At 32.1% G+C, this 25802-nt stretch carries 22 protein-coding genes; 16 read left to right on the top strand and 6 right to left on the bottom strand.

Features of this window, described 5'->3' with window-relative positions; translation table 11 throughout:
* Positions 1 to 6: 6 nt before the first annotated feature.
* From CN692_RS07410 to CN692_RS07375, 8 genes are all read left to right on the top strand, one after another.
* A complete protein-coding gene (locus CN692_RS07410) occupies positions 7 to 1155 on the top strand; it encodes an ADP-ribosylglycohydrolase family protein (RefSeq protein WP_098118530.1) in 1149 nt (382 codons plus the stop codon).
* Positions 1156 to 1188: 33 nt separating this feature from the next.
* Positions 1189 to 3291, top strand: a complete 2103-nt coding sequence (locus CN692_RS07405; protein ID WP_098118529.1) for an ADP-ribosylglycohydrolase family protein — start codon at positions 1189 to 1191, stop codon at positions 3289 to 3291.
* A gap of 85 nt (positions 3292 to 3376) precedes the next feature.
* Positions 3377 to 4369, top strand: a complete 993-nt coding sequence (locus CN692_RS07400; protein WP_098118528.1) for an ADP-ribosylglycohydrolase family protein — start codon at positions 3377 to 3379, stop codon at positions 4367 to 4369.
* On the top strand, positions 4369 to 5412 hold the full coding sequence (locus CN692_RS07395; RefSeq protein ID WP_098118527.1) for an ADP-ribosylglycohydrolase family protein: 1044 nt from the start codon (positions 4369 to 4371) through the stop codon (positions 5410 to 5412). The genes CN692_RS07400 and CN692_RS07395 overlap by 1 nt, the downstream gene beginning before the upstream one ends.
* A 51-nt stretch (positions 5413 to 5463) precedes the next feature.
* Positions 5464 to 6480, top strand: coding sequence for a LacI family DNA-binding transcriptional regulator (locus CN692_RS07390; protein ID WP_098118526.1), 1017 nt, complete (start codon positions 5464 to 5466; stop codon positions 6478 to 6480).
* Positions 6481 to 6792: 312 nt separating this feature from the next.
* A complete protein-coding gene (locus CN692_RS07385; protein ID WP_098118525.1) occupies positions 6793 to 7053 on the top strand; it encodes a DUF2187 family protein in 261 nt (86 codons plus the stop codon).
* Between the two features lie 392 nt (positions 7054 to 7445).
* A complete protein-coding gene (locus tag CN692_RS07380; RefSeq protein ID WP_098118524.1) occupies positions 7446 to 8342 on the top strand; it encodes an ABC transporter ATP-binding protein in 897 nt (298 codons plus the stop codon).
* Positions 8343 to 8400: 58 nt separating this feature from the next.
* Positions 8401 to 9357, top strand: coding sequence for an ABC transporter permease (locus CN692_RS07375; RefSeq protein WP_098118523.1), 957 nt, complete (start codon positions 8401 to 8403; stop codon positions 9355 to 9357).
* Between the two features lie 67 nt (positions 9358 to 9424).
* Here the strand turns inward: CN692_RS07375 and CN692_RS07370 are convergent, their stop codons facing one another.
* Complete coding sequence (locus CN692_RS07370; protein WP_179874389.1) at positions 9425 to 10063, bottom strand: GntR family transcriptional regulator; 639 nt, start codon at positions 10061 to 10063, stop codon at positions 9425 to 9427.
* Between the two features lie 440 nt (positions 10064 to 10503).
* Between CN692_RS07370 and CN692_RS07365 the strand changes: the two genes are divergently transcribed.
* A complete protein-coding gene (locus CN692_RS07365) occupies positions 10504 to 11619 on the top strand; it encodes a GGDEF domain-containing protein (protein WP_098118521.1) in 1116 nt (371 codons plus the stop codon).
* A 43-nt stretch (positions 11620 to 11662) separates the two neighbouring features.
* Here CN692_RS07365 and CN692_RS07360 read toward each other — a convergent pair whose 3' ends face one another.
* A complete protein-coding gene (locus CN692_RS07360) occupies positions 11663 to 12310 on the bottom strand; it encodes a GntR family transcriptional regulator (RefSeq protein ID WP_098118520.1) in 648 nt (215 codons plus the stop codon).
* A gap of 240 nt (positions 12311 to 12550) precedes the next feature.
* On the opposite strand from CN692_RS07360, the gene CN692_RS07355 reads away from it, so the two are divergent.
* Complete coding sequence (locus CN692_RS07355; RefSeq protein WP_098118519.1) at positions 12551 to 13201, top strand: SMI1/KNR4 family protein; 651 nt, start codon at positions 12551 to 12553, stop codon at positions 13199 to 13201.
* Positions 13202 to 13279: 78 nt separating this feature from the next.
* Here the strand turns inward: CN692_RS07355 and CN692_RS07350 are convergent, their stop codons facing one another.
* Positions 13280 to 15397: a sensor domain-containing protein gene (locus tag CN692_RS07350; protein ID WP_257143984.1), complete on the bottom strand. Its 2118-nt coding sequence runs from the start codon at positions 15395 to 15397 to the stop codon at positions 13280 to 13282.
* A gap of 199 nt (positions 15398 to 15596) precedes the next feature.
* The gene (locus CN692_RS07345) at positions 15597 to 16235 is read right to left on the bottom strand and encodes a GntR family transcriptional regulator (RefSeq protein ID WP_179874388.1); all 639 of its coding nucleotides are present in this window, start codon (positions 16233 to 16235) and stop codon (positions 15597 to 15599) included.
* A gap of 787 nt (positions 16236 to 17022) precedes the next feature.
* On the opposite strand from CN692_RS07345, the gene CN692_RS07335 reads away from it, so the two are divergent.
* From CN692_RS07335 to CN692_RS07320, 4 genes are all read left to right on the top strand, one after another.
* The gene (locus CN692_RS07335) at positions 17023 to 18510 is read left to right on the top strand and encodes a spore germination protein (RefSeq protein ID WP_098118516.1); all 1488 of its coding nucleotides are present in this window, start codon (positions 17023 to 17025) and stop codon (positions 18508 to 18510) included.
* An 18-nt stretch (positions 18511 to 18528) separates the two neighbouring features.
* Positions 18529 to 19617, top strand: a complete 1089-nt coding sequence (locus CN692_RS07330) for a GerAB/ArcD/ProY family transporter (protein WP_098118515.1) — start codon at positions 18529 to 18531, stop codon at positions 19615 to 19617.
* Positions 19614 to 20696, top strand: a complete 1083-nt coding sequence (locus CN692_RS07325; RefSeq protein WP_098118514.1) for a Ger(x)C family spore germination protein — start codon at positions 19614 to 19616, stop codon at positions 20694 to 20696. The genes CN692_RS07330 and CN692_RS07325 overlap by 4 nt, the downstream gene beginning before the upstream one ends.
* Before the next feature lie 220 nt (positions 20697 to 20916).
* Complete coding sequence (locus CN692_RS07320) at positions 20917 to 22041, top strand: GGDEF domain-containing protein (protein WP_098118513.1); 1125 nt, start codon at positions 20917 to 20919, stop codon at positions 22039 to 22041.
* A gap of 56 nt (positions 22042 to 22097) precedes the next feature.
* On the opposite strand, the gene CN692_RS07315 is transcribed toward CN692_RS07320, so the two are convergent.
* A complete protein-coding gene (locus tag CN692_RS07315) occupies positions 22098 to 22559 on the bottom strand; it encodes a hypothetical protein (RefSeq protein ID WP_098118512.1) in 462 nt (153 codons plus the stop codon).
* 97 nt (positions 22560 to 22656) lie between these two features.
* Here CN692_RS07315 and CN692_RS07310 point away from each other — a divergent pair, with 97 nt between their 5' ends.
* Entirely contained in the window at positions 22657 to 23238 is a 582-nt protein-coding gene (locus tag CN692_RS07310; protein ID WP_098118511.1) for a vWA domain-containing protein, read from the top strand.
* 141 nt (positions 23239 to 23379) lie between these two features.
* Positions 23380 to 23814 carry a DUF6526 family protein gene (locus tag CN692_RS07305; protein WP_098118510.1) on the top strand — a complete coding sequence of 145 codons (435 nt, stop codon included), beginning with the start codon at positions 23380 to 23382 and terminating at the stop codon, positions 23812 to 23814.
* 144 nt (positions 23815 to 23958) lie between these two features.
* Here the strand turns inward: CN692_RS07305 and CN692_RS07300 are convergent, their stop codons facing one another.
* A complete protein-coding gene (locus CN692_RS07300; RefSeq protein WP_142317506.1) occupies positions 23959 to 25248 on the bottom strand; it encodes a C40 family peptidase in 1290 nt (429 codons plus the stop codon).
* Positions 25249 to 25802 lie beyond the last annotated feature (554 nt).

Below are 25802 nucleotides of genomic sequence, written 5' to 3'. Positions count from 1 at the left end.
CTTAATATGGTTTCGTTTAAGGATCGTGTAAGAGGTATTATTCTTTCGACAGCCTTAGGTGACGCACTTGGGGCACCGATTGAAAAGCTTACCTATAAAGAAATAAAAGAGAAATATAAACGAGTAGAGTCATTGAATACTAGATGGTATAAAGAAGACGCTCCACTTGATGTAACACTTGGTAAAATGCGTGGACAAGGTATCGTAACAGACGATACCTTGATGACCGCAGCTTTAATTAATGTTTATTTAAAGGAAAAAAGACATCTTGATGCCTATGATGTTGGGAATGAATTCGTGAAAGAAATTGCCTTTAAAAAAACATATATTCCTGAATTTGGTCGTGAAGCATTAATTATTGATCGTTTGTTTTATCCTGAAAAATATATATTCATGCGACATGTTTTGGCTAATTGTGAGCCAAGAGAAGGTGGCATTGGAAATATGATTAATTGTGGAGCAGCCATGTACATTGCTCCAATAGGTGTAGTTAATGCAGGGAACCCAAAAGCAGCTTATGATGAAGCAATCCTTTTTGCTATGGGACATCAAAGTAGTTATGGACTTGAGGCAGCAGGGGTTTTGGCTACATGTGTGGCAAAGGCTTTTGAAGAAAATGTAAGCATTGATGAAATTGTTGAGACGGCGATTCATTATGCGAAAGACGGCACAAAACAAGCGATTATTGAATTAACAGAAGCTGCAAGAAAACTACGAGTAGAACAGGCAGATATGGATCAAGTTATCGAAACATTCCAAAGTATTCTCGTGAAGTTTTCTCCAATGATGGATGATGTTCATCGCAAAATAGAAAAAGTCGGAATCCCATCAAATCACTATACACCAAGTAGGTTATTTTCAATTGAAGAACTTCCATTGGCATTGGCATTTATTGTTTTAAATAATGGAGAATTCTATAAATCTATTTATGACGGTATTAATTCAGGGCGTGATACTGATTCCATTGGTGTGATGATCGGGGTAATTCTTGGAGCTAAGTATGGTTACGGTGTTATCGAACAAGAAGATATTCAAATCTTAGAGTCAACAAACAAGATGAATCTACTTCATTTATCCGATACGTTTGCTGAAGTTGCAAAAGAGATTATATTGCAAGATTTACATATTAATGAACAAAGAAAAAGATTCTTTTGAGGAAAAGGGTAACCCGGAAGTGGAGTGAAAGAGATGATTTCAAATGATTATTTAGAAAAGGTTTATGCTGGATTTTTAGGAATGAACGCTGGAATCCGACTTGGTGCACCGGTTGAACCAACAGAGTGGACACCAGAAATCATTCAAGATGTTTACGGTGATATTAATGGCTATATAAAGGACTACAAAACTTTTTCTGCTGATGATGATGCCAACGGTCCGGTATTTTTCCTTCGTGCATTATTAGATGATGCGAAAAATCGTGAATTAACACCAGAAGATGTAGGTCGTGCTTGGTTAAACTATACACGTGAAGGAATCGGGATGTTTTGGTGGGGCGGTGAAGGGATTAGCACGGAGCATACTGCCTATAATAATTTGAAAAAAGGTATATCTGCGCCGAAATCTGGATCTTCTGAAGTAAATGGAATTGTCCTTGCAGAGCAAATTGGCGGGCAAATATTTGTTGATAGTTGGGGCTTACTGTTTCCTAATAATCCTAAAAAAGCAGCTGATTATGCTGAAATTGCAGCAAGCGTTTCACATGATAAAAATGGATTATTTGGAGCGAGATTTATTGCCGCATGTATCGCTCAAGCATTTTCTGCAAAATCGATCGAAGAGGTTATTGAAGCTGGCTTAAAAGAGATTCCGGAAGAATCTACTTATGCTCTAGTTGTTAGAGCAGTTCTAGATTTTCATGAGCAAGTGCCAAATGATTTCCGCCTTTGCCGTCAGTATCTTGAGAACGAATGGGGATATGACAAATACCCAGGTATCTGCCATATTATACCAAATGCGGGTGTGTGTATCTTATCGTTACTTTATGGAAATGGCGACTTTGCAAGAACAATTGAGATTGCAACGATGTGTGGATGGGATACAGACTGTAATGCTGGAAATGTTGGAACAATTTTAGGTGTTTTCACTGGAACCAGCGGAATAGCAGATCGTTATCGAAAACCGATTAATGATTTTATCGCCACATCAAGTGTTTCTGGTTATTTAAATATTTTAGATATCCCTACATTCTCTAAATCTCTTGCACTATTAGGCTACAAGATGGCAAATCAGGAGCCACCTGTTGAATTATTAAATAGCTATCGAGAAGAAGAAATTTATTTTGATTTCACATTACCAGGATCTACACATGGATTCAGAACTGATTTCCCTTTTAAAACATTCTTAAGACATAATTCTGACAATGGGTACCAAAGCAAAGGTTCACTAGAAATCTTTATCGATCGAATGATTAAAGGTGAAAGTAGTAAAGTTTTCTATAAACCTTTCTACCGAAGAGAAGAATTTAATGATGAAAAATATAAGCCAACTTTTGCACCTCAGATTTATAGTGGACAAAGCGTTTCTTTAAAAATCTATTCCGATAAAATTCAAGGTGAGGACTTTATCTTAACACCTTATATTCGAAATACTTATTCCAAAGAGACTGTAAAACTGAATTCTATTAAACTTACAAATGATGAATGGAATCGAGTTGAATTTGTCGTTCCAGATACTGATGGGGATTTAATTGATGAAGTAGGATTTATTATCGAAAGTCCGTCAGAACTAACAAAAAGAGCATTTGGTAAATTATATATTGATGAATTTAGGATTTTTGGAAAGTCTTGCTATGAAATTGATTTTTCAAAACAAGCAATTGAATTTCTTAGCGTAACTCCTTTTTCTCATCATCGAGGTGAGTGGACATTAGAGAACGGAAAAATGAGAGTTAGTAGTTTAACAGACTGTGCTTCATTCACAGGAAACTATTATACAAAAGATGTAATCATGAATGCATTCATTTTACCGAAGAAAGGTAACTCTCACAATCTACTATTTAGAGCATCTGGAGTAGAGCGCCATTACCAAGTCGGTTTTGATGGGGAAAATCAAGTTTCATTAATTTCGAACGATTTTGGAATTGAGCGTATACACTCTATTCCATATGAGTGGAAGCATGATGAAGAGTATCAGTTTGAATTGAAATGCAAAGGAAATGAAATCTGCTTTTCTATTAATAATGAATCAATTCTCTTATTTGAGCATAATCGATTTAATCGAGGAATGATCGGATTCGCAATGTTAGAACAAGGGGAATCGATCATATCTAATTTTTCTGTGAAGGAATTATAAAGATGATGTTTATGAAAGGTAGCGAAAGCTGCCTTTTATAATACAGTCAATCACATTGTTTGATTAATTAAATGAGGTGAATAGTATGAATCGGAAAGAAATTTACGATAAAGTATACGGATGTCTAATTGGTCTTTCAGTTGGTGATGCACTTGGTGCGCCAACTGAGGGAATGACACTAGAAGGAATAAGGGAGAAATACAAATGGGTGGATGGTTTTATTTCAAACGATCCTGTTGGGACAGATGATACAGAATACTCGATGTTAACTTCTCTAATTTTACTAAAATATGGTGAGAATTTAACTTATCAAGATATGACAAATGAATGGAGCCAATACTTATTAGACCAAAATGGTGGATTTAAAGGTGGAGGTTTTAGCGAAGTTGATGCTATTTTTAATTTAAGAAAAGGACTTGTTGCTCCTTATTCTGGTATGGATAATCATGAAATGTGGAGTGATGGTGTAGCCATGAGAATAGCTCCAGTAGGTGTTTATTTTGCTGGTGACCCAGAAAAAGCTGCAAAAATAGCAGAAATTGAGGCAAGAATTAGTCATGACAGAGACGGCGTCTATTGTGGAATGGCAATTGCTGCTAGTGTTGCTTATGCTATGACAGGTGATTCCTTTGAAAAGGTAATTCAGACTGGCCTAGACGTATTACCAAAAGATTCATGGTCTTATCGAAAAATAGATGAAGCAGTAAATATTGGGATGAAATATTCTAATGTACAAGAGGCAATGGAAGAGCTCTATAATAAAGTTTCAATTTTCTATTATCCTTGGGCAGACGTTGCTCCTGAGGCTACAGCTTTAGCATATGGTGTGTTTGCTGCATCAAAGGGAGATTACATACAAGCAGTTTTAGGTGGAACAAATATTGGCAGAGATTCAGATACGATTGCCTCAATGAATGGTGCATTATCAGGGGCATTAAACGGTTCAAGCGTTATTCCGGAAGGTTGGAAAAGTAGAATTAATGTTATTAAGGGAGTATGTGTTAAGAAAACAAGAGGAATTGATATACGTGATTTAAGTGAGAGGTTCACAGATGTCATTGCTGGGAGGGGATTATAATGAATTACCAAACATTATATAGTAAATCATGTGGAGCTTTTTTAGGGCTTGCAATTGGAGATTCATTAGGGTTTCCAGCAATGTACCATCGAACCACCGTTTTACCAACAAGAAGAAGAAATCGTCTTTGGGACTTTAGTAAACAGACTGATGAATATAAAATTAACAAATTTTCGTTGCCATTCACTCATGCAATGGATGAAAGTATTTTAGACTTTTCTGGGACAGATGATACTGAATTTGCTATGATTTCTGCGCTTATGTTACTTGAATCATCTCATTTCAATGAAGTAGAATTCCTTGAACAATGGAAAAAGCTTGTCGTTCATCATGAACATGAAATATGGAGTGGAATTAGTGAGAGAGCTTCCATTGAAAATATTAAAAAGGGTTTAATATCTCCTGCAACAGGGAATGACAATCCGCATCATTTTGATGATGGGGCTGTAGCGAGAGCAGTACCAATCGGAATTAAATTCCATGGCGACCCAAATAAAGCTGCAATTGTATCGGAAAAAATGGCATCAATCACAAATGCGGAAGATGGAGTATACGCTGCAAAGGCAATGGCAGCAAGTATTGCACTTGCAATTGATGGTGCCTCAGCGAAAGAAATTGTTGATGAAGGATTAAAACAAATCCCTGAAAATACATGGTTAAGTAGAAAAGTAAACCAAGCAATTTCGATTTTGGAATCAACTAATAACGATGCATTTGCTGCTATGCCTCTTTGGAATACCCAACTAGTTAACTCAATTTATAATTATGGAAATATTGCCCCTGAGACTTTAGCGGTTGCCTATGCTATAATTCTTGCTACAGAAGGAAATTTTGAAAAGAGTATCATGCTCTCACTTATGTTACCAAAACAAGCCGACAGCATGCCTGCAATGGTTGGTGCATTGGCAGGCGCAATGAATGGAATGGAATCAATTTCGAAAAGTTGGGTAGATAGTGTTGATCCAATAAAGGGCTTCTGTGTTCCGCATTTAAAGGGATTAACAATTACTGAAACAGTAAAACGATTAATCGAATCAGAATAAGAATATAATACATATGAGAAAATCTGTTCTATTTTAGGGGAGTATAATCTAGTGAAAAATAAGAAAGCGACGATACGGGATGTCGCAAAAGAAGCGGGTGTTTCTGTAGCTACGGTATCTAGATATATAAATAACATAAGCTATATTAGTCCGGAAACCGAACAAAAAATTAAAGTAGTTATGAATAAGCTTGATTATAAACCAAACGAGATTGCTAGAGGACTTGCGAAGCAAAAATCGAAAACAATTGCCTTAATTATTCCTGACATTTCAAACCCGTTCTTTCCAGAATTGGTTGTTGCAATAGAAGAAGTTGCTAAATTAAAAGGGTATAGCCTAATACTAGTTAATTCAAATAATGATGATCTAAAGAACCCTAAGTTTTGGAAGGAGTTTCAAAGTAGGTATATCGATGGTTTTGTGTTGGCTTCATTTGAATTCAATGAAGAAATCTTAAAAAGCTTACAGAATTTACAAATTCCATTTGTTAGAGTAGACCGTGCTGTTGATACACATACTGCAAACTCAGTAGGTGTCGATAATTATAAAGGAGCCATAATGGCTGTCGAACATTTGTATGAACTTGGATGCAAAAAAATTGCTCATATCAGTGGCCCTGGTGTTTTTATTCCTGCGATTGACCGGCTTCGGGGATATCAAGATACTTTGCAAAAGTATTTTCCAATACAAGAACCAATTGTTTACCAAGGAGATTTTGCGATGGAAAGTGGCAAGCAATTAACTCAACGTTTGCTTGAGGATCATCCAGACGTAGATGGTATATTTCTAGCAAATGATTTAATGGCAATAGGCTCTTTAAAAGCATTAAAAATGTTAAATATCAACGTTCCAACTGACATAGCCATTATTGGATTCGATGGAATTAAAATAACTGAAATGGTCGAACCCGAATTGAGTACAATTGTACAACCAATTTATCGAATCGGCGTCGCTGCAACAAATAAATTAATCAATTTAATAGAAGTGACAGATGACGTGGAAGAATATCAGTTAGAAGTAGCGCTAGTTAAAAGGGAATCTACTTTAGGGTTTTTGCCTAAAGGGTAATGAATCAAACTTTGCTTCAGTAGTAGCTAAGGGCAAAGACAGTAGGCATACTCGATATAATGAGTATGCCTACTGTCTTTTTATTATAGAATTAGTTTAGAAATATTTAAACACAGTTTCCTTATTCTCTACGTTTCTCAATCGTAATCCTATAAATAAATCCACATTAACGAATAAAGCATTAATCAACTAATACTATCAGATCAATTTATAGGTACAGAGTCACAATATAATCTAGTATCCAATTCACTTTTGAATATTCAGATATTTTTGTAATATTGAATAAAATAGAATAAAAAAGGTGATAAACATATGTGCGAAAATAATAAAACAATCATAACGATGAATAAATACTATGTAAAACCAGGCGACGAAATTGAATTTACGCCAAAAAAAAACGATTTTGACAAGAAAAATCCGAATTCAGTAAAAGGAATCGTAACAAAAGTTCTTTCAAATTCTGTAATCGTAGATATGAGAAAAGATCGAAACCACCGAAATTATTACGATCATGATCACACAGTAATTAATCATAATAAGTATAAAATTTTAGCAAATATGACTAGTAGGTAAACAAATTTTATTTCCTAGAAAATAGCCTTACCCCAAATTCATTGAGGGATAAGGCTATTTTTTTATGTAGTACCTATGTACTTATATGGATTCTTATAATAGTAAAAATTAAATATGAAATGCTACCTAAGTAACTTAATATGTATTCTTTATTTCTTTTCATATTTTTGTTCTATGAAACTTTCAAACGGACCTACATTTTACAATTATTTTCACATTAAAATAATTCTGAAAAATGTCATAAAACAATGAAATATGTAATAATTTTCATGTTTTTGTAACAATATCTTCCACCTTTTAACAAACTCAGACTTTAGACTGTTTTGTTTAAGTGATTATTTTGTTAAAATATAATTAGGAATTTAGAAAATATTGGAAATAAGGAGGACGAAATGAAGAATTCAATTGTGCAAATTAAGAACTTATCAAAAGAAATCAGAGGGAAGAAAATTGTTTCTGATTTAAGCTTTGATATTTTTGAAGGCGAAGTTTTTGGATTTTTAGGGCCAAATGGTGCTGGTAAGACAACGACAATTAGGATGATGGTCGGTTTAATGGCTATTTCTGAAGGTGACGTTGTGATTGATGGTCATAGTATTAAGTCTAACTTTGAGGATGCAATTAAGCATGTAGGTGCGATTGTAGAAAATCCAGAGTTGTATAAGTTTCTAAGCGGCTATGATAATTTATTGCAATATGCTCGAATGAATAAGAATGTTTCAAAAGAGAAGATTGATGAGGTTGTTGAGTTAGTAGGCTTAACTGGGGCGATCCGTCAGAAAGTTAAAACCTATTCACTAGGTATGAGGCAGCGACTTGGTTTAGCTCAATGTTTATTGCATGATCCAAAAGTTTTAATTCTTGATGAACCAACGAATGGACTAGATCCAGCAGGTATCCGAGAAATGAGAGATCACTTGCAGCTACTTACGAAAAAAAGAGGCATGGCTATTATCGTATCAAGTCACTTATTAGCAGAAATGGAAATGATGTGTGACCGAATTGGGATTATTCAGCAAGGTAAGCTAATAGATGTACAAACAGTAACAGAGCTTACAACTGAAGATGTACAAACTTACTCAATTGAAGTGAATAATAGTGAAGCAGCACTTAAGGTTCTTACTAAACATAACGCAAATGTTGTTGATGGAGAAATACATATTGAATTAACAAGAGAAGATGTACCGAATGTCATTGAATTATTAGTAGAGAACCGTATTCGTGTATATGGATTTAAGGCAAATGCAAAAACATTGGAAGATCGTTTCTTAGAAATCACGAATGTTTAACAAGCTTTAGAAGTCTCGTTAACTAGTTGAGAAATTCAAAAAGAAAGGAACTTAAAACATGTTAAAATTGATTCAAAATGAATGGATAAAGATTATTAAAAGACCAGGAACAATTGTGATGGTTGCTCTTGTTATTTTACTTGTAGGTGTAACTGGTGCAATTATAAAATATAACGACAATAAAGTAGAGCAAAGCGCAGATCAGAATTGGAAGAAAACATTACAAGAAGAGACTGCAAAAGATAAAAAAGAATTAAAAAGTATAAGTGATAAAAATGATATTACAAGACCGTTCTTAGAACGATCAATTGCATTAAATGAATATCGCATTGAGCATAATATTTCACCTGATGAAAAATCAAGTGTGTGGACTTTTATGGAGACTTCATCAGGATTAATTATTTTAGTAGGATTATTTACGATTATCGTTTCTGCTAATATTGTCGCAAGTGAATTTAATTGGGGAACAATTAAACTATTACTTATTCGCCCGTTTTCTAGAACTAAAATCATTATGTCAAAATATTTAACTAGTATTCTATTTGGTTTTGCAATGTTATTTATTTTATTTATTGTTTCTAGCGTTCTAGGCTTAATTCTATTCGGACCTGGTAGTGGGGATAATTCTTATTTAGCATATGTCAATGGCCATGTGGAAGAACAAAGTAGACTAGTTTATTCTGCAAAGCAATATTTAATGAGTTTTATCGAAACATTTATGCTAGCTACAATGGCATTCATGGTATCAACTGTGTTTAGAAATAATACAATTGCAATCGGAATTTCAATCCTTTTATTAACAGTTGGAAGTACGGTAACAAATATTTTAGCTGGTTTCTTTGATTGGACAAAATTTATCCTATTTGCAAACACAGATTTAATGCAATACATCAACGGAACTCCGCTAGTAAAAGGAATGACAATGTCATTTTCATTAATTATGCTAGTAGTTTACTTCGTGGTTTTCTTAGGATTAGCATTAGTTGTATTTTCTAAACGTGACGTAACAGCCTAAGGGCATTACTTTAAAAAAACATGAAAAGCCTGATTCTCAAAAAAGAGAATCAGGCTTTTTTGTTTAACTAAAATAAAGATTGAATAATTTCTTTTATAATTTCATTGTACAAATCTAATGCTAGATCATACTGTTTCTCTTCAAATAATCTAGTTAATTCTTCATACTTTTTAATATGTGTTTCAACTGTGATTTTTCGATGTGAATAATATTTGCTAGAAATGATTTCAAATCTTTTTTGTAAATTATCGATTGTTTCCATCATTAAATCATTTTGGCTTGTACGTAAAATCAGGTTATGAAAATGATTTGCTTCTAAATAATATAAATCATGTTCCCCTTCTGTAACCGCCGTTTTCATTTCTTGAATACATTCATTCATTTCAATGATTGGGAAATCAAGCATTTTTCTCTTTGCTTTTTCAATACTTCCTATTCCTAAAAATAAACGGAATTCTAAAAAGTTTACAATTTCAATCATCGTAATTTGGATACTCTGTACCATAGATCCTTGGTTTGTATGATGTTTAACAAAGCCAGTTGATTCTAATTTAACTAGTGCTCTTCGGATTGGTGTACGACTCATGCCCAAATCTTTCACAAGTGATGCTTCAGTCATATAAGTTCCTGGAGCATATTTACCTTGAATGATTAATTTTTTTATTTCTTCATAAGCTTTTTGTTCAAGTGTTATAGTATTAGGCAAATTACTCACCATCCTTATTTTAATTTTTACACAATCAAACAAGAGTGTTGATTTTACCCTCTGTTTTGATAATGAATCTACATGCTAACAATTTATTTTATAGATAAACAAATATTATACATAAAGTATACAATAAAATTCTTGAATTGCTATGTTTTATATTTCCAATTCTGTTAAATGGATAATGGAAAGAAATGATTCAAATAATGATCAATTTTATTTGTTCATAATATGTAATTACATCTAGATTGAGTGTAACTTTGCTTTTATATTGTGTTAAATTTGTATACAAAGTTAGAGTTTATTATGTTAATATATTAATTGAATTGGATTCTAGAACTAAAAGAAGGTCAAAGGTTCAATTATGTCCTAAACATTTTAACGTGAAAATGATTGCTTATTAAAAATTAAATTCCTTAAAAAAGGAAGGTTAATAGAAGATGATTGTAAAAAATATACTTATTACTTACACGATCATAATTAGTTTTTTCTATCTAACATCTTCCATTTTATGGGGTGAGAATAGAAAGAGAATTAAAGGTAGCTTGAGGTTTCAAGACATTTTAATCGGTGTTTTATTAAGTTTGTTAACTGTTATTCTTCTCTATTTTCCAATCGTGACTGATAATGGGACTAATGTACAAATTAAAACTTTAGCAACGGTAATTGCAGTGATTTTTTTTGGAAGTACAACCTTAATTAGTTTATTTTTATGTAATGTCATATGGTTTTATCTTATTATCGGATTTAATTTCACATTCCTAATCGATTTTTTCTCGCTTTTTACTATTTTAATTATTGGCATTTGTATGAACAAAATAAAATGGAAAGAAAAAACTCGGATTGCAATAATTTTTCCGTTTATTGTTATATTTAAAATTTATGCTTTCTATTTAATCGATAAATGGATTTATCCTCCTATCGGTGAAATTGATTTACAAAGATTAATTCATACCATTTGTTATTGGATGATCATGTTTGTACCGGCTTTATTACTTAGTATTCACATTGCTAATCAGACTAGAAATACACAATCAAAATTAAAAAAATTGGAAAACATAGCGAGTATTGATGGATTAACTGGTCTGTATAATCGAAGATATTTTGATGAAAAATTACTAAAAGCGGCGCATGATTCTTATCGAAGTTCTAGAGAAATGACCCTGTTAATGATTGATGTTGATTATTTTAAAAAATACAATGATTTTTATGGTCATCCGCAAGGTGATGAATGCTTAAGAAAAATAGCGTTTATTTTACAGTTAGAGGTCGCATGTAAATCAGGATTATGTGCACGATATGGTGGGGAAGAGTTTTCAATATTATTACCAAAATCTACGCTTGAAGATGCAAGTATAATAGCAAATCGATTATGTCATTTAATAAAAAATCTTGATATCGAACATGAGCAATCAGATAAAAAAATTGTTACATTAAGTATTGGCCTAGCATCATTGAAAGCTACAAACAGTCAAGATTATCAAAAGCTTATAAAAAAAGCCGATTTGGCATTATATAAATCAAAGCATAATGGAAGAGATCAAGTGAGTTGCTAATAAAAACATCTAAAACTTTTAACAGTTTTAGATGTTTTTTGCTTTAGAACATTAAATCAATAAATGCTTCTTCTTTAAGTTGTGTAAAAATCTCTTTTGCTTTATCAAATTCTGATTTTTCGACGCACTCAATAATCGAATTATATAAACCAATGGTGTGAGGAATTCTATTTTTTCTAACATTAAAAACATTTGAAGATGTTGCTTCTTCGGTAAATCTCTTCCATAATTGATCAAGCATCTCAACAATTAGGTTGTTTTGAGAATTTAGTAAAAATGTTTTATAAAATTCGGTTAATGATCGATGATATTGATAAGCATCATCCGCATTGAATGCTTTTTCCATCGAAGCTGTTATTTCTCTTAGTAGTTTTACATTAAAAGCTATATGCTTTCTATCAGATTTTTCAACACAGAATACAGCAAAGCACCACTGAATTTCAATCATATTAATGATTTCGTTTAATGTGAAATGAGTATACATTACCGTTGTGCCATGAAAATTATTATGAGATAGAAAATCTTCGGATACAAGTCTACCTAGTGCTCTTCTAATCGGTGTTCTGCTCATTTGTAAATCAGATACAAGTGCTGTTTCTTTCAAGTGCATGCCAGTCGGATACTCACCTGAAAGTATTAGATCTTTTATTTTTTCATATGCAATTTGTTCTAATGTTTTTTCCTTTGCCATGTAGTTTCTCCTATAACATAGTGTATGTATTTCAATAAAATATTGTCTATTTTCCTATAGTATACTATTCATTAGTATACATTAAAAATGCAATTATAAAGCTGGCTGATGAAAATATTTCACTTAATGTTCTTTTTTGCCCTAAGGCAGAGTCCGTAATTACTATGAATAAGAAAGTACCGCCAAAAACTTCAATATAAATGTTATATTTATAGTTGAAGTTTTTGGCGGGGTGATGAGTTGGATTACGAATTAATAATAAATAGAGTTAAGGCTATTGCTTCTAGGATTAAAGAGATTGGTGGAGAGGTTCAAGAAGTCATTATTGATGAACCAGCTTCAATTGAACAAATTATCAAAACAGAGGAGCAACTTGGGATAAAGCTACCCGAAAGTTTCAAGAAAGTTCTCATTGAGTTTTCAGGGAATTTCAGCTTACGTTGGTTTTTACCTGATCATATGGAGCAGCCAAATGAATTCAGAGAAATTTTCTGTGGAACACCACACTGGAGTTTAGAACTTCTTCTGCAATCTGAAGAAGACCGTATGGGTTGGGTCGAAAATGTTTTTCCTAATCCTGAAGATGAATATGATGTCGTTTGGCATAACAAATTAGCTTTTTGTGAAGTAGGCAATGGTGATTACTTAGCCTTTGATCTGAAAAATAGTGTTGATGCTCCAATTGTCTATCTTAGTCACGATGATGGAGAAGGTCACGGGTATAAAATTGCAAATAACTTTGTGGAATTCATCGATCATTGGTCAAGATTAGCTTTTGTAGGGTGTGAGGATTGGCAATGGATACCTTTCACAACAAGCCCCGAAAGTGGGATAGAGCCAGATGGGGAAGCTGCAAAACGATTTAGAAAATGGTTTGAATTTGATATTTAAATGATAAAAAGAGCACTGATTTGTCCGATCAATGCTCTTTTTTTAATATTAATTATAATAAAAGACAGCTTTTTTACATCAATAGGCTGGAGAAATCGATTTAATTAATATTTTTTGTCGGAGTAATTCCTCTAAATCAATATTTAGAAGTGGACGACTAAAATAGAATCCTTGAACATCGTAACATTGAAGCTTATGGAGAAGATTAATTTGCTCTACTGTTTCGACCCCTTCAGCAATCACATTTATCTCTAAAGATTCAGCTAAAGAGACAATTGCTCGAATGATTGCGATCGTTTCTTTTGAAAATTCGAGTTTGTTAATAAAAGAACGATCGATTTTAATTGTATTTAAATTAAATTTTGTTAAATAGCTCAGTGAAGAATAACCCGTTCCAAAGTCATCCATTGCAATTTTAATGCCCAAATATTTCAATTGAGCTATTTTTTCATGAACATTTTTATTGTCTTGCATCGCAATGCTTTCGGTTATTTCAAGTTCTAAATATTTAGCATTATAGCAAGTTTCTTCTAAAATTTCTAAGACATCACTTACAAAATTAGGGCTTTGAAACTGTTTTGATGAGATATTGACCGATATTTTGACTGGATCTAGATCAGCATCTTGCCAAGCTTTATTTTGTTTGCAAGCAGTACGTAGAACCCATTTTCCTAGTGGGATAATTGCTCCAATTTCTTCAGCTATAGGGATGAATTCTACAGGTGAGATCATTCCCATTGTTGGATGGTTCCATCGAATAAGAGCTTCTGTTCCAATTATTTTGCCAGTAAGTGTACTAATCTGCGGTTGATAAAGTAGGAAAAATTCATCTTTTTCAATTGCTTTTAAAATGCCGGTTTCTATAGTTAATTTTCGGATAAAATCATTTTCAATCGTGGGTGAGAACAATTTGTAATGAGTATTATGATCTGCTTTCGCATGATACATTGCCATGTCTGCATTTTTTAGTAAAGCTTCTATTGAATCTCCATCGGCTGGATATGAACTAATACCAATACTGGGTGTAATTGTAGAAACATTATTACCCAATTTATATGGCATTGATAATTCTTGAATAATTCTTTGAGCGATTGGCTCTGATTGACATTTGCATAGCTCAGGGAAATACAAGATAAACTCATCTCCGCTTTGACGTGAAACTACATCAGTTGATCTAATGCAAATTTTTAATCTTTCAGCGACTTGTTGTAGGAGAAGGTCGCCCATATTATGGCCCAATGAATCATTAATAAATTTAAAACGATCTAAATCAATAAAAAATATCGAAAAGTTATGCCTTTTTTGAGAAGACTCCATCAATGCTTGCTGAAGAGTTTCCTGCATATTCAGTCGATTCGGTAAACCGGTCAGTGTATCATAGTAGGCCAATTTTTGAATCGTTTCTTCCATATTCTTTTGATCTGTGATATCAGTTCGGATTGCAATATATTGATAAGGCTTTTCATTTTTTAAAAACGGTACAATAAACGTTTTTACCCAATAATAAGTGCCATCCTTAGCCTTATTTTTTACTTCACCCGACCAAACCTTACCTGAAGAAATGCTTCGCCACATTTTCTTAAAATAGGAAGGAGGATGATAATCTGAATTAATTATTTTATGAGTTTTACCAATCAATTCTTCTTTACTATACTTAGAAATCTCACAAAACTTGTCATTCACATAAGAAATAACACCTCGTTCATCAGTCACAGCGACAATAGAAGAGACGTCTAAAGCTAATTTAATATCTGCAAGCTCGTTCAATGAATTGTTTAATTCAATTTCGAGATTTTTTTGCTCTGTAATATCGGTACGAATTGCAATATATTGATAAGGCTTATCGTCTTTTAAAAAAGGTACAATAAACGTTTTTACCCAATAAAATGAGCCGTCTTTTGCTCTATTTTTAACTTCACCAGCCCACACATTTCCTAATGAGATGGTTTCCCACATATTAACAAAGAATTCTTTTGGGTGATGTTTAGAGTTAATAATGCGATGAGTTTTGCCAATCAATTCATCTCTACTATATTTGGAAATCTCACAAAACTTATCGTTTACATAAGTAATAACACCCCGATCATCTGTTACGACAACAATCGAAGAAACGTCAAGCGAAAATTTAATATCTGCTAATTCATTCAGTGAATTGTTTAATTCGATTTTATAAGGTAAATCATGATTAGTATTCAAAAAAAGCACCACCTGTTTGCTGGTTACAATTTATGACTAACTTATTATCAGAAATTGATAATAAATTGTGCTTGTATATGAAATTAATTTAACACGATTTATACAACTTGTATACAATTAGAATTCATGAATATTATTTTAGAATAATAGAAAGACTCTGCCATTTTGGCTACGAGTCTTTTAGGTCAAAATTCTGATATTATAATAAATCATTTATAATCGCTCTTTTAATATCACTATAAAGGTTTTTGGCTTCATCAAATTCCTTTTTTTCAAGATAGCAAACTAATTCTTCATAAGCAGCTAACGTTTGCAAAAAGGAATTTTTCCTAATTTGAAAGTATTTTATTGAACCAGCAGTAAATCTATTTAGTAATTTAGTCATCGTTTCCATTATTAAATCATTTTGAGAGGGCTGTAAGATTAAGTTATTAAAATGATTTACTTCATTAAAATATAATTCAGATTCTCCATCTAAAATTGCTAGTTTCATTTTCGTAAGGCTTTCTCGCATTTCTTCTATTGGAAAATCTAACTGTTTTCTTTTTGCTTTTTCAATACTTCCAGATCCTAAAAATAAACGAAATTCTATAAAATTAATCATCTCGATCATTGTGACTTGGATGTTTTGGACCATTGAACCTTGATGAGCGTAGTGTTTAATGAATCCGGAAGATTCTAAAGACATAAGTGCTCTTCGAATAGGAGTTCTACTCATGCCCAAATCATTTACTAAAGTTGCTTCAGTAATATATGTTCCAGGTTGATATTTTCCTGCGATGATTGCTTTTTTTATTTCATGAAATGCTTTTTGTTCAAGCGTAATATTATTGGACAATTTGTTCACCTTCCGATATTCATTTATTTATTTAATTAAACTCTAGATACGTTGTATTTATTTTTTTGAATTTCAAATGTAGTGTTGTAATTTTAAGAAACAATAACAATACAAAAAGTATACAATAATTTGTGGCAAATATGTGAATTTAGTTTTAAATAGATCACGAGGTAATTGATGAACAGATGTGAAACGTAGAGGCTGTCCATTTTCGGGCAGCCTCTTTTTTTACGTAGTATTAAAGAAAGTGCAAATAAGAATGTGAGAACTGCAAATAAACCAGTTGAAGGTGCAAATAAGAGATCAGAATCTGCAAATAAAAGTGGAAGTGCAAATAAAAATAGGGAATCTGCAATTAAAATTAGTGAAACTGCAATTAAATTTCTTAGAATTCTAAATTTGATAGTATATTGCCTATACCGGTTAGGGGTATATAGTGTATTTCACCGTAATAATTGGTCAAAAGTGGCTATTAATAAAAGGAAAATGCTAAGTTTGCTCTATTTCTAACTAGACCGACTAAAAAAATTGAGTAATCTGCTATAACTCAAAAAAATGGATAATAAAATCAACTATAAATAAGAAACACCGCTAAGATACCCTCCATTTTCCACCATCCAGTTTAAAACTGAAAAGAAGTGCCTCCCAGTCAGTTCCACAACTGTTAGGGCAGCCTTTTTCCAAATTAACTCAGCGTAAGAAAACCGTCATGTTATTTTTTTCCATAAAATTGAATAATTTCCATTCTCGATTCAAATTATAAAATAAAACCTATTAGGGGAACAGTATGAGAAATAATAATGATCGTGTGAAAGAGAATTCCTCTCAAAAAAATTGGATTGAAGAATTATCGAAATCAGATGATTTCACTTCCTTTACAACTTCAAGTGATGTTGAAGATCAGAGTGTTTATCGCGTCTACTTTTTTCGGACGTTAATTAGGTCTGAGATTATGCATGAGGAAGTACTTCCATATTTAACAAAGAATCTAACATTACAACAATTAAAATCTCAAATTCCGGTTCAACAACTGATTGTAACCACAGATAATTCTGTCGTAATCGAAAAGCTTCTTGAAGGTTATGTGTCAATTCAGTACGGAGATAATAAAACCGAGTGTTTACTTGCTGATGTTGCAAATAACATTTCAAGAACAATTGGTCCACCTTTAATGGAATCTACTACATTAGGTCCTCAGATTGGATTTGTAGAAGATTTAGTTATCAACATTAATTTAATTCGAAAAAAATTACCTATTTCGGATCTTCATATAAAGGAATTTAAGGTAGGGAAATTATCAAAAACCGGTGTTGCGGTGATCTATTTAAGCGAAATTGCTGATGAGGAAAATGTTAATACAGTAACCCAGCGGATTAATGATATCCAATATGATCATATTCCAGATAGTTCTTTTATTTCATCTATGATCGGGGATAATACACATTCTATTTTTCCACAATCGATTCCTACTGAAAGAATTGATCGTGCAGTCGCAGGGTTAACTGAAGGGAAAATTGTCATTATTGTGGATGGCTCACCAAATGTGCTACTGACTCCTGCATTAATTGATGAAACCTTCATTGCAATGGAAGATTATTATGTCAATTGGGTACTTGCTACATTTTTCCGATTGCTTAGAATGTTCGGTTTTGCACTTTCGATCTTTATAACGCCTTTTTATGTTGCTATTTTGACTTATCATTATGAATTGATTCCACCTCGCTTACTTGAATCATTAATACTTTCAAGGGCATCAGTGCCATTTCCGCCAATTATTGAGGTGTTATTTTTAGAAATTACAATCGAGCTAGTGAAGGAAGCGGGGCTTCGTTTACCATCAAAAATCGGGCAAACACTTGGTATTGTTGGCGGTATTGTTATTGGGCAAGCGGTTGTTGAAGCAAAGTTAACGAGTAATATTCTTTTAATTCTTGTCGGGCTAGGGACTCTTGCTTCATACACATCTGCAATTTATAAGTTTAACAATACAATTCGATTTATTAAATTTCCTGTGATCATAATGGCTCAATTAATTGGCCTTTTAGGGATATTTATGGGATTTATTTATTTAATAACTCATTTACTCCGATTAACATCTTTAGGAAGACCGTATATTGGAGCTTACCCTTTTAGAAAAACGACTGCGTTTGATTTATGGGTTAGGTTGCCATTTGCTGTTCAAAAAAAGAGACCAACAACTTTAAGACCAGCTAGTTTATTTCGGTCAACAAATGATATTAAAAGGCCAGGTCCACCAAGTGATTTTGATGAATAAAAATGAGGAGAGTTAATCATGGCAACTTATAGAAGACAACAGGTATCACCATATCTCCTGTTTTTTATTATTACAAGCTCACAAATAGGAGTAGGTGTTTTAGGATTTCAACGTATTATTGCAAAATATGCTGGTTATGATGCATGGATTAGTGTAATAATTGCTGGACTTATTGTTCATGCAGTTGTGTGGTTTATGTATAAATTATTAATTGCGGCAAAAGGAGATATTATTGATGCCCATAAGCAATTGTTTGGAAATATTATCGGTTCAACCTTTAGCTTAGTCATTATGGTTTATTATCTTCTTTTATCTATTTCTGTTTTAAGATTATATATTGAAATCGTTCAAGTTTGGATGTTTCCCACTCTTGCAACATGGGTATTGGCTACTATTATTTTATTTTTATTGTATTACATTATATCAGGTGGATTTCGAGTAGTAGTTGGAATTGCCTTTTTATCAGGAATCTTTACAGCACTGCTTTATGCTTTGTTGTTTCATTTGCCACATAAATATGTCCATATGGATAATATATTACCTTTTCTTGATCACTCATTTAAAGATTTGTTATTGTCTGCGAAACAGACAGTTTATACAATGGCAGGGTTTGAAATTTTACTAATGGTCTTTCCTTTTATTCGGAACGGAAACTCATCACAAAAATTTGCGCAGTTTGGAGTTGCTTTTTCAACATTAATTTTCACATTATCAGCTCTTACTACATTTTTACTTTTAAGTGAAAAACAAATTCAACATGTAATCTGGTCGAGAATATATATTGCCATGTTAATTCATTTTCCTTTTTTAGAAAGATTTGAATATATATTAATTTCGAGTTTTTTAATTAAAGTTATTTCAATTTTAGCTCTATCATTATGGGGTACAAGTAGAGGATTAAAATTAATTTTTAAATGGAAGCAAAAGTATGCATTAATCTTGATTAGTGTAATTAGTCTCATTGTTTGTCAATTACTTGAAACTCGCTATCAAATCAATGCATTTGCGGATTATACAAGTAAAATATCACTATATCTTTTTTATGTTTATATTCCACTATTTTCTATCATTTTTATGCTTACAAAGTCTAGGAAAGCGACACTATGAAAAAGTCCCTTCTTATCGTTATTATTTGTGCGACGTTATGCTTGAATGGTTGTTCACTTGTGCCAACTACAAATGTCAATCAACTCAATATTATTGAAGCTGCAGGATTTGACTTAGTAAATCCAAAACAAATTAAAGGAACCGTTGTTTTTCCAGTCTTTCGACCAACTGGACAGACTGAGTTTAATGTTTCTTCTGCAAATGGAGAAACGATAAAAAAAGTAAGAGAAAGACTTGATAGTCAAATGAGGTATCGGTTAATTTCTGGTCAACTTCGTGTCGTGACTTTTAGTTTGGAGTTAGCAAAAAAAGGGATATTTCCGATTATCGATACGTTTAATCGTGACCCAGCCGTTGGGAATATTATACAACTAGCAATAGTCGACGGGGAAACAGTGGACTTACTTTCATTAGAACAGTATTCAAAGGAAAACGTAGCTTTATATACCTATGATCTACTTCTACATAATTCTCAGACCGGACCATTTCCTTATACAGACTTCGCAACGTTTATCTATCAATATTTTGAAGTAGGGCAGGATGCCTATTTACCTGTTTTGAAAATAGTCAATGATAAAATTAAGTTAACTGGAATTGCTGTTTTTAAAAAAGATAAACTCATTACAATCATACCGTGGAAATATGCTTTCATTTTTAAAGGGATGGTGCAAGATTATAAACAAGGCTTACATCAGTTTAAAATTGATGGGGAATATGTAGCAATTGATAATTTAACTTCCAAAAGTAAATATAGTGTTAAAATCAAAAAAGGGAAACCAGAATTTACAATTCATCTGAATATGAATGCAAGAATTCAAGAATATACTGGTGACAAACCAATAATATTTCCTAAACATATTAAACAATTAAATAAAGCAATTCAAAAGGATGTTGAAGAAAACGCGAGGGGGCTCATTTCGCTTCTTCAAAAAAATAATGTTGATCCAATTGGATTAGGTTCAAAATTAGAAGCACATCAAAGAAACTTTAATTCAAAAAAATGGAGAAAACAGTATGCTAGTGCAAAAATAAAAGTAAAGGTTAAATTAGATATTCTTCATACTGGCGTAGTTGAATAGTTCTAAGGGCAATACAGAGGCGTCTTATGGTCGGAGTTGACTAAAGACGCTTCTATTTTATATTTTGAAAAAAATGGTATGTTAATTGTTCTTGAATTGTATACAAAGAAGGCAGAAGGTATGTTAATATAATAATGCGTAAAAATAAAGTAAGAATGCAAGTTGAGTATTCCTTTAATAATATAAATCTAATTTTATTTAAGTAATTCCTGGAGGGAATATGCTTTTTAAAAATATCTTTATTACCTATACGATTATTATTAGTTTTTTTTATTTAACTTCCTCTATTTTATGGGGTGGAGCTAGGGAAAAGTTAACTGGGAAATCAAAGTTACATGAATTTATTATTGGAGTTTTATTGAGTTTGTTGACAATTGTGCTAATCAATTTCCCAATTGTCACAGATCATGGTACGAATATACAAATCAGAGCTCTGGGTATAGAAATTGCAGCAATCTTTTTTGGGAATGTTACATTAATAACGATGTTCTTATTCGATTTAGTCGTGTTTTATTTTTTTAATGGATATAGTTATTCTTATAAATTAGATACGTCATTATTATTGATTATTTTATTAATAGGTTTTTTAATGAATTATCAAAAATGGTCGGAAAAGAAACGTTTTTTTATACTAACTCCTCTAATCATCCTTGTAAGATGTTATGGTTTTTATTTATTCGATAAATGGGTATTAGCGCCGATTGGTGAGATTGTTTTAGGAAGATTACTTCAAACAATGGGATATTGGATCTTAATGTTTGTGCCAGCTTTATTATTAAGCTACTTTATCGCATATCAAACACGAAATACTGAAATGAAATTAAAGAAGATGGAAAACATTGCAAATGTTGACGGTTTAACTGGGTTATATAATCGTAGATTTTTTGATAAACAACTTTTTAATAATTGTTCTAAGTCTTATAAAAATTCAATACCAATGTCTTTATTAATGATTGATGTAGATTATTTTAAAAATTATAACGATTTATATGGTCATCCAAAAGGTGATGAATGCTTAAAGAAGATTGCATTATGTCTGCAATCAGATACGACTAGTTCGTCAGGCATTGTTGCAAGGTATGGCGGAGAGGAATTTTCAATCTTGCTACCGAAAGCAAATCTTGACGATGCGATGAAAATAGGGACTCGTTTATGTAAAAATGTAAAAAAACTAAAGATTGAACATGAAGATTCTGAAAAAAAGGTAGTAACGTTAAGCATAGGTGTGGCATCACTAATTGCTGAAAGTGAAGAAGATATTAAAAAGCTAATTAAACATGCTGATCAAGCATTATACAAATCAAAGCATACTGGAAGAGATCAAGTGAGTTGTTATGATGATTAGAAAAACATCTTTAGTGCCATTTTCGAAAATGGTAATGATAGATGTTTTTTTTAGGTTCATTTTATTAATGGACTTAAATTAAATTGATTTAAAGCTTCGTTGACAAAATCGATATCATACAGTTTCTTTTCTACACAAAATCTTACGACTAAATCATTTTTATCACTGTTAGATAATGCGAAACCAGCAGCATTTAAGAGTTCTTCCATGTCCATTTTATTTAGCTCAAGTGCGAGCGATAAAGCAATAATTGTATTTTTTTTAGGAAGATAATTCGGATTGGAACGGATTTTTGAAAAATGTTTTCGATCAATTCCTGCTCGTTTATAGATGAACGGATCGCTGACGTTTTTTTCATCAATAAAGTTAAACAAGAGTTCTTTAAAAGTTGGTTTATGTTTCTGTGTGATGAACTCTTCAATTTCAATATGATCTATTTCATTTGAGCAAAAAAGCATTTCTTCAAAATGACGGTCTACATATATCTGTAATTCATGAAATAATTCTTGGTTAATCATTCGTTTATCTCCCTTCAAAAATGTCGCTTTTCAGGCGACCAATCCACTAATCAATCCAGTTACAATTATAACATCAAGAAATGAGGAGCTGATCAAAATGATTAACGATAAAACAGAAATTATCTTTTTGCTAGACAGAAGTGGCTCAATGGCAGGACTTGAAAGTGATACAATCGGTGGGTTTAATGCATTTATAAAAAAACAATGTAGTTTTGATGAAGAAACAATAGTAACTACTGTGCTTTTTGATGATCAATATGAGATTTTATGGGATGAGCTCAATGCAAACGAAGTAAAATTGACAGATAAAGAATATTTCGTGAGAGGAACTACAGCACTTTTAGATGCAGTAGGAAAAACCATAGTCAATGTTCGTAACAGATTATCAATAAGTAATGAAGAGGAGCAACCGGGTAAAGTAATCTTCGTCATTACAACTGATGGCTTAGAAAATGCGAGTACGGAATTTACTTATCGCAAAGTGAAAAATCTTATTCAGCAGCAACAATCAAAGGATGATTGGGAATTTATATTTATGGGAGCAAATATTGATGTAGCAAAAGAAGCCGATAGTTTAGGCATCATGAAAGAAAACGCGTATAGCTTCGAAGCTACTAATGAAGGTGTTGAAAGTCTGTATAACGTAATTAGTGAAGCAGTGACTAATAAGCGAAAATAATTTGAAAAAAATCTAGAAAGCCTAAAATTTAGGTTTTACTAGATTTTTTTGTACATAAAAATTCTTTAATGATAAATATGCAATTCGAATAATAATGATAGAATAGGGAACATAATACATTTTTAAAGGAGAGATATACATATGAAACAGCAAAGCTTAGATCATCATGTTCGATTTCACCCACTATTTCACTTTTTTGGAGCACCACTAGCACTAATCACAATTATTGGTTCAATCGTCAACTTATGTATTGCGATAAAAAATTGTGATCATATTTGGCTAGCGGTATTTATTCTATTTACTTCATTTTTATTAGTTATTTCATTTTTACTCACAAGAATGTACTCGAATAAAGTACAAGACCGTGTCATTCGAATGGAAGAAAATTTCCGTCATTTTACGTTAACAGGTAAACCGTTAAATCCAAAAACAACAATGGGGCAGATCATAGCATTACGATTTGCAAGCGATGAGGAGTTTGTCGAGTTAAGTGAAAAAGCAGTAAATGAAGGATTATCTTCAAAAGAAATCAAACAGAGTATTAAAAATTGGCGCGCGGATGAGTATCGAGTTTAAATTTATTTAAATGTACTCTTAATAAAGCAAACAAAAGTACCCTATAAAGTAGACTGTTTAAAGCGGTCTATTTAATAGGGTACTTTTTAAGTAACAAGTATAGTTGAACTATTATGTCTTATAAATGTATATAGTTGTCAAACCTTATTGAAATCTTTTAAAGCCTAAAAAATGTTGGTCCCAATATGTATTGTTTACATTAGAAATTGTTACACCTGAACTACTACTTGCATGGATAAACTCTGTGTTATTAATCATAATACCCATATGAGACGGCCCATAAGTATATGTATCTTTGAAAACGATTAAATCTCCAGGTTGAGCATTATTTACAGTTTTTAAGTTTGAGTTATTATACCAATAACCTGCAACATTTGTTCTTGGAAGTGACACGCCAAATTCTTTGAATACATATGAAATAAATCCACTACAATCAAATCCAGAAGGAGTTGCTCCACCCCAAACATAAGGTACATCTAAATACTTTTTTGAATATGTTATTAAACTTTGTACATTAAATGTTTGAGAGTTATCTGGTTGAGTGTTGTTTTGTTGAGAACTATTTGATTGAGAGTTATTTGAATTTGAACTTGTATTTGTTGCTTTTGCAACATAAGAAGCACTAATATACCCTGTTAAGCCATTAACTTTAACTTTGTACCAACCATTTACGCTAGAAATCACATCTAGTTTTTGATTTTTATTTACGCTACCTAAAATCTGATAAGAAGTACCAGCCCCAGATCTTATGTTGACACTACCTGTAGTAATGTAGTTCCCAGTGCTAACGACCGGATTACTATCGGTATTACTATTTGATTCAGTTACTTTTGCAACATAAGATGCGCTCATATACCCTGTTAAGCCATTAACTTTAACTTTATACCAGCCATTAGAGCTTGAAATCACATCTAATTTTTGATTTTTATTAACACTACCTATAATCTGATAATTTGTACCTGCCCCAGATCTAATGCGAACGCCATTACCAGTAGAAATATAGTTCCCCGAAGTGACTACTTGATTAGTACTACTATTCGATTCGGTTACTTTTTCAACATAAGTTGCACTCATATATCCTGTTATCCCATTAACTTTTACCTTATACCAGCCATTGGAATACGAGATTACTTCAATACTTTGCCCTTTATTAACACTACCTAAAATTTGATAAGAAGTACCAGCACCCGATCTAATGCGGACACCATTACCACTTGATTTATATGTATTTGTGTTTTCAGAAAAAGTTTGCGCACTAGATTGCAGTGTTTTCTTAGGATCAATTGACGTGGCAGCTTCTGTAGTGTTTGGAACTTGAATGGCCACAAATGTTGAGGCAAGTCCTACTAATGCCATAGAGTTCATTGTTCTCTTCTTTTTTCTCTCTTTTTTTAAATTTAACGTAATTAAGGTGTATCCTGACTTCGACTTCATTTCTAAATCTTCCCTCTTCCCAATACCTAAATACAACAAAGAAAAATCCCTTACCTCAAAGACTAGTAAGGGCAAATCTTAGATATACATGAATTTGGTAATTAATTAATTAAGAATGTGAGAACACATTAAGTCTAAATTCTAACATAACTTTATATGTGAGTTCACTTAATAAGGGGTAAATAATCAAAATATAACAAATTGGACAAATTTGTAATAATTAAATGTTTCTTGATTATTACTAAGATTATGGCTATTTTAATTGGAAATTTATGGTTTAAAATTAGATTAGACTCTCCATAAACAGGTTAGCTGACACTTTGAGATACGATTTAAAATTGTAATTGAGAAGGGGGGACGGGGTTCTGTTTTTTATTAGTAGTTAATATTATATTTCTGGAAAAGTAGTAGATTTCGAGCCATTTTTTTGAAATTAAGATTAAATTAAAGCAAATTTGTTAACTTTCCATTTGAATGTATCTATTTTGGAGGATAATTTAGTAAAAATACTATTACGAGTATGGTATTTTTTATATTTAATTGCGATTCTGGAA

Source organism: Bacillus sp. AFS002410, from assembly GCF_002556365.1.
Classification (GTDB): domain Bacteria; phylum Bacillota; class Bacilli; order Bacillales; family Bacillaceae_G; genus Gottfriedia.
This window is presented reverse-complemented; position numbering and strand designations above follow the sequence as displayed.